Source organism: Promineifilum sp. (SeqCode), assembly GCF_041918635.1.
GTDB lineage: Bacteria > Chloroflexota > Anaerolineae > Promineifilales > Promineifilaceae > Promineifilum.
In genome coordinates, this window is the sequence record NZ_JAYRVJ010000093.1 from 1 (window position 1) to 5,726 (window position 5,726).

Below are 5,726 nucleotides of genomic sequence, written 5' to 3' on the forward strand. Positions count from 1 at the left end.
CACGGCCACCCACGGCGCGTTCGGCGCGCTGGCCTTCGGCATTGGCACAAGCGAGGTGGAGCACGTGCTGGCCAGCCAATGCCTGTTGCAGCACAAGCCGAACACCTACGCCGTTAACGTGGAAGGGCGGCTGCGCCCCGGTGTGACGGCCAAGGACATCATCCTGGCCCTGCTGGCGCGGATCGGCGTGGGCGGCGGCACGGGCCACGTCTTCGAGTACCGCGGCTCGGCTATCCGCGGCCTGACAATGGAAGAGCGGATGACCATCTGCAACATGAGCATCGAGGGGGGCGCGCGGGCCGGGCTGATCGCGCCGGACGACACAACGTTCGACTACCTGGCCGGCCGGCCGTTCGCGCCGCAGGGCGCGGCCTGGGACGCGGCCGTGGCCGGCTGGCGCGCGCTGCCCAGCGACGAGGGGGCGCGCTTCGACAAGTCGGTCGACATCGACGCGGCGGTGCTGGAGCCGATGATCACCTATGGCACGAACCCCGGCATGGGCATCCCCATCACCGCGCCTGTGCCCGACCCGGCCCACATCAGCGACCTGACGCAACGGCTGACGCTGCAGCGGGCGCTGGACTACATGGCGCTGACGCCCGGCCGGCCGCTGCTGGGTCATCCAGTGGACGTGGTCTTCATCGGCAGTTGCACCAATTCGCGCATCAGCGATCTGAGACAGGCGGCGGGACTGATGAGCGGCCGGCGAGTCAAGGACGGCGTGCGCGTCATGGTCGTGCCCGGCTCCCAGGACGTGAAGCGCCAGGCGGAAGCCGAAGGGCTGGATCGCATCTTCCGGGAGGCGGGCGCGGAGTGGCGCGAGGCGGGGTGCAGCATGTGCATCGCCATGAACGGCGATCAGCTCGCGCCCGGGCAATACGCCGTCAGCACCAGCAACCGCAACTTCGAGGGGCGGCAGGGCAAGGGCGGCCGGACGTTCCTGGCCAGCCCTCTGACCGCCGTCGCCGCGGCCGTCACGGGGACGATCACAGATGTAAGAGAATTAATTTAGTAGTGATCAGTTGTCAGTGATCAGTGACCAGCACTGACAACTGACAACTGACAACTGACAACTATGGAACCATTCACCACCTTAACCAGCCGCATTGTGGCGATACCTGCCGACCACATCGACACCGACCAGATCATCCCGGCGCGCTTCTTGAAGACGATCAGCAAGAGCGGGCTGGGCGCCAACCTGTTCGCCGACTGGCGCTATGACGAGGAGGGGCGACCGAAGCCCGACTTCCCGCTCAACCAGCCGGAGCACCAGGGCGCGCGCATCCTGCTGGTCGGCGACAACTTCGGCTGCGGCTCCAGCCGGGAGCACGCGCCATGGGCGCTGACCGATTACGGCTTCCGGGCCATCATCAGCACCTCGTTCGCCGACATCTTCCGCAACAATGCGCTGAAGAATGGCCTGCTGCCGCTGGTGGTAGACGATGACACGCAGCAGCAATTGGTCAGCCTGGCCGCCGAAGACCCGGACGTAGAAGTGACGGTTGACCTGGATACGCAGTCGCTCCTCTTGCCCGACGGCCGGCGCGTGCCGTTCCCCATCGACGGCTTCAGCAAGGTCTGCATGCTCGAAGGGCTTGACCAATTGGGCTATCTGCTAAAACACGCGCCCCAGATCGAGACGCATGAGGCGCGGCGGCCCGCCCGCGTGAATACTGAGGGGTTATCGAGCTAGACCTGACAGGTGTGGGGCGTTGGCGGCCAACGCCCCACACCTGTCAGATCTGTCAGCAATCAAGGCATAACCATGACCAAAATCGCCCTTTACGACACAACACTGCGCGACGGAACCCAGCGGGAAGGCATCTCCCTGTCCCTCGACGACAAGCTGAAGATCGCCCAACGGCTGGATGCATTCGGCATGGACTACATTGAAGGGGGTTGGCCCGGCTCCAATCCGAAGGACGTGGAGTTCTTCCGACGCGCACCGTCGCTGGGCCTGAAGCATGCCAAGTTGGCCGCCTTCGGCAGCACGCGGCGCAAGGGCACCCGGCCGGAGCAAGACCCCAACCTGAGCGCGCTACTGGAGGCGAAGACGCCGGTGGTGACGCTGGTCGGCAAGAGCTGGGAATTGCACGTCACCGAGGTGCTGGAGACGACGCTGGAAGAGAACCTGGCGATGATCGAGGACAGCGTGGCCTACTGCAAGGCCAAGGGCAAAGAGGTCATCTACGACGCCGAGCACTTCTTCGACGGCTACCGGGCCAACCCGGAGTACGCCCTGGCGACGCTGGCGGCGGCAGCGCGCGGCGGGGCGGACTGCGTGGTGCTGTGCGACACGAACGGCGGCTCGCTGCCCTGGGAGATAGAGGAGGCGGTTGGGCGGGCGCTGGAGCGGCTCCACGATCCGCTTGCGGAGGCGGAAGAGCGCGCGAACGGGAACGGCCGCGTCGCGCTGGGCATCCACACCCACGACGACGCGGGCTGCGGCGTGGCCAACACCCTGGCCGCCGTGCGGGCCGGGGCGGCGCAGGTGCAGGGGACGATCAACGGCTATGGCGAGCGCGTCGCCAACGCCAACCTGTGCAGTATCATCCCCGACCTGCAACTGAAGATGGGCTACGACTGCGTGCCGCCGGAGCGGCTGGCCGGACTGACGGAACTGTCACGGCTGGTGGCCGAACTGGCGAACCTGACCCACGACGATCACCTGCCCTACGTCGGCAGCAGCGCTTTCGCCCACAAGGGCGGCATCCACGTCGCGGCCATGCTGCGCAATGCGGAGAGCTACCAGCACATCGACCCGACCCAGGTGGGCAACCGGCAGCGCAGCGTCGTCTCGGAACTGTCGGGGCGCGGTAATCTGATCGACAAGATCAGGCAGTTCAAGCTGAACCCGGAGAGCCTCGACATCGGCCGTGTGCTGGACGAGATCAAGCAACTGGAGGCGCAGGGCTTCACGTTCGAAGGGGCCGATGCGTCGGTGGAGTTGATGCTGCGACGCACGCACCCGGCCTACGTGCCGCCGTTCGAGATGATCAACTACTCGGTCATGGTGCAGCGCCGGCTCCGAGGCTCGACGGGCGAATCGCGCGCCGAACTGGCCGCGGGCCGCGGTACGGTGATCGAAGCGACGGTGAAAGTGCGGGTAGGGCCGCAGATCATGCACACCGTGGCCGAGGGCAACGGCCCGGTCAACGCGCTGGACACGGCCCTGCGCAAGGCGCTGTGCGGGGTGTACCCGCAGATCGCCGGCGTGCGGCTGGAGGACTACAAGGTGCGCATTCTGGATGGCGAGAATAACACCGCGGCCACGACGCGCGTCCTCATCGAGTCGCGCCAGGGTATGCGCCGCTGGAGCACCGTCGGCGCCAGCCCCAACATCATCGACGCCAGTTGGCGGGCGCTGGCGGATAGTATGGAGTATGCGTTGGTTACTATCTATGGATGACGACGAGTTGCAGACCGAACACGGGGGAGCAGGGGGGCAGGGGAGCAGGGGTGAAAGAGGCCGTTCTGACCATGACGGTTCGCTCTCCCCTGCTCCCCTGCCCTCTCGCTCCTCTGCCCCCCTGCATCCCTCCGCCCAACGCGTGGCCGACGCAGCAGCCGGGCTGGGATTGACCATTGACATTGTGACCTTCACCGAGCCGACGCGCACGGCCGAACAGGCGGCGGCGGCCATCGGCTGCGAGGTCGGGCAGATCGTGAAGAGTCTGGTGTTCACTGTGGGCGGCGCGCCGGTCATGGCCCTGGTGTCGGGGGCGAACCAGTTGGATACGCGCAAGCTGGCCGCGCTGTTCAGCGTCGGCCGGAAGCAGGTGGAGCGCGCAGACGCCGACACCGTACGCGGCGCGACAGGCTACGCCATCGGCGGCGTTCCTCCGTTCGGCCACGCGACGGCAATGACGGTCTACGTAGACGAGGACTTGATGAGCTACGACGTCATCTGGGCCGCCGCGGGCACGCCCAATACCGTCTTCCCCATCACGCCGGCCGACCTGCTGCGCGCCAGCGGCGGCCAAGCGCGAGACTTGAAGACAGGATGAAGAGCGCAACGCGTGGTTTAGTCATTCCTGACTGAGCAGGCCGCAACCAGGAATGGTTGCGCTACAGTTGCTTTGCGTTAACAAGCAAACCAGAATCATTCATATGGATGCGATAATTATGTTACTGCCCGGCGACGGGATCGGGCCGGAGGTGGTCGCCGAGGCGCGGAAGGTGCTGGCGGCGGTGGCCGAGCGCTACGGCCACACCTTCGCGTTCCACGAGGGGCTGATGGGCGGCTGCGCCATCGACGCCGCGGGCGCGGCCCTGCCGGAGGAGACGCTGGCCGGCTGTCTGGCCGCCGACGCCGTCTTGCTGGGGGCGGTCGGCGGGCCGCAGTGGAGCGACCCTAAAGCGCCGGTGCGGCCGGAGCAAGGGCTGCTTCAGTTGCGCGCGGCAATGGGCGTGTACGCCAACCTGCGCCCGGTGCGGGTGCTCGACGCGCTGGTGGACGCCAGCCCCTTGCGGCCGGAGCGCGTGCGCGGCGTGGACGTGATGATCGTGCGCGAACTGACCGGCGGGCTGTACTTCGGCCGGCCGCAGGGGCGCGAGACGGTGAATGGGGAGCGCGCCGCGGTGGACACGCTGCGCTACCGGGAGAGCGAGATCCGGCGCGTCGTACGCGTGGGCTTCGAACTGGCCCGCGGCCGGCGCGGCAAGGTTACGTCGGTGGACAAGGCCAACGTGCTGGCGTCGTCGCGGCTGTGGCGCGAGGTGACGCACGAGGTGGCCGCCGACTACCCCGACGTGGTCTGCGAGGACGTGCTGGTGGACGCCTGCGCCATGTACCTCATCAACCGGCCGGCCGACTTCGACGTGATCGTGACCGAGAACATGTTCGGCGACATCCTGTCGGACGAGGCGTCGATGATCACCGGATCGTTAGGGATGCTGCCCTCGGCCTCGCTGGGCGATGCACCGGTGGATAATGGGCAGGGGTTGGCGGTCGGCAGTCAGCGGTCAAAGACCCGACCGGGTCTCTATGAACCCATCCACGGCTCGGCCCCCGACATCGCCGGGCGGGGTATCGCCAACCCGCTGGCGACCATCCTGAGCGCGGCGATGTTGCTGCGCTCCAGCCTGGGGCTGGCCGAGGAGGCTGCGGCGGTCGAAGCGGCTGTCGAGCGCGTCCTGGCTGACGGCTGCCGGACGGCCGACATCGCCCGGCCGGGTGAGGGGGCGATTGGGACGGTGGAAATGGGGGAGCGGGTGGCGGAGGTGGTCAGTAAGCAGTAAGTAGTAAGCAGTATTCAGTGGGGCGGATGGGGAGCGGACGCCGGCGCTTGCAGTCAGGCGATTCATCGCCGTTCTATGCCGGTGCGACCCACTTTAGAAAGTGGGTCGCACCTAACGAGAGAAACAGCGGCGATGAATCATCTAACCACGAACTACTTGTCGCTGAGGCTCCAGTAGCGCTCGGTGTAGTAAGACCATTCCGGCTCGGGAGCGGGGTTCGCCTCCAGCTCCTCGGCCATCTTCCAGTATTGCTCCGTGAAGTAGGCCGGCTGCTCGGCGGCCGGAGCCGCGGTGTTCGCGTCCAGCTCTGCGGCCATCTCCCAGTATGGCTCCGTAAAGTAGGCCGGTTGCTCGGCGGCTGGCGCGCTCGTCGCGGGCAACGCCTCGGCCATCTTCCAGTATTGCTCCGTGAAGTAGGCGGGCTGCTCGGCAGCCGGAGCCGCGGTGTTCGCGTCCAGCTCTGCGGCCATTTCCCAGTACTGCTC

Annotated in this window: 6 protein-coding genes; 5 read left to right on the forward strand and 1 reads right to left on the reverse strand. The window is 66.9% G+C overall.

The genetic code is table 11. The features are described from left to right. From ACE3UY_RS03025 to leuB, 5 genes are all read left to right on the forward strand, one after another. Positions 1–1,012 (forward strand): 3-isopropylmalate dehydratase large subunit (locus ACE3UY_RS03025; protein WP_374686074.1); only part of this gene is annotated, 1,012 nt, incomplete at its 5' end. A 63-nt stretch (positions 1,013–1,075) separates the two neighbouring features. Then, positions 1,076–1,693, forward strand: coding sequence for a 3-isopropylmalate dehydratase small subunit (leuD, locus tag ACE3UY_RS03030; protein ID WP_374686075.1), 618 nt, complete (start codon positions 1,076–1,078; stop codon positions 1,691–1,693). Between the two features lie 72 nt (positions 1,694–1,765). Then, complete coding sequence (gene cimA / locus ACE3UY_RS03035; RefSeq protein ID WP_374686076.1) at positions 1,766–3,409, forward strand: citramalate synthase; 1,644 nt, start codon at positions 1,766–1,768, stop codon at positions 3,407–3,409. Beyond that, entirely contained in the window at positions 3,402–4,007 is a 606-nt protein-coding gene (locus ACE3UY_RS03040) for a YbaK/EbsC family protein (protein WP_374686077.1), read from the forward strand. Before cimA ends, ACE3UY_RS03040 begins: the two co-directional genes overlap by 8 nt. 103 nt (positions 4,008–4,110) lie before the next feature. Further along, positions 4,111–5,241, forward strand: coding sequence for a 3-isopropylmalate dehydrogenase (leuB, locus tag ACE3UY_RS03045; RefSeq protein WP_374686078.1), 1,131 nt, complete (start codon positions 4,111–4,113; stop codon positions 5,239–5,241). Positions 5,242–5,393: 152 nt separating this feature from the next. Here leuB and ACE3UY_RS03050 read toward each other — a convergent pair. Then, on the reverse strand, positions 5,394–5,726 hold a 333-nt coding region (locus tag ACE3UY_RS03050; protein WP_374686079.1), incomplete at its 5' end, for a hypothetical protein.

Bases quoted from the DNA above. Each gene is read 5' to 3' on its own strand.
- leuD (WP_374686075.1), top strand. From the start codon at position 1,076: ATGGAACCATTCACCACCTTAACCAGCCGCATTGTGGCGATACCTGCC.
- cimA (WP_374686076.1), top strand. From the start codon at position 1,766: ATGACCAAAATCGCCCTTTACGACACAACACTGCGCGACGGAACCCAG.
- ACE3UY_RS03040 (WP_374686077.1), top strand. From the start codon at position 3,402: ATGGATGACGACGAGTTGCAGACCGAACACGGGGGAGCAGGGGGGCAG.
- leuB (WP_374686078.1), top strand. From the start codon at position 4,111: ATGGATGCGATAATTATGTTACTGCCCGGCGACGGGATCGGGCCGGAG.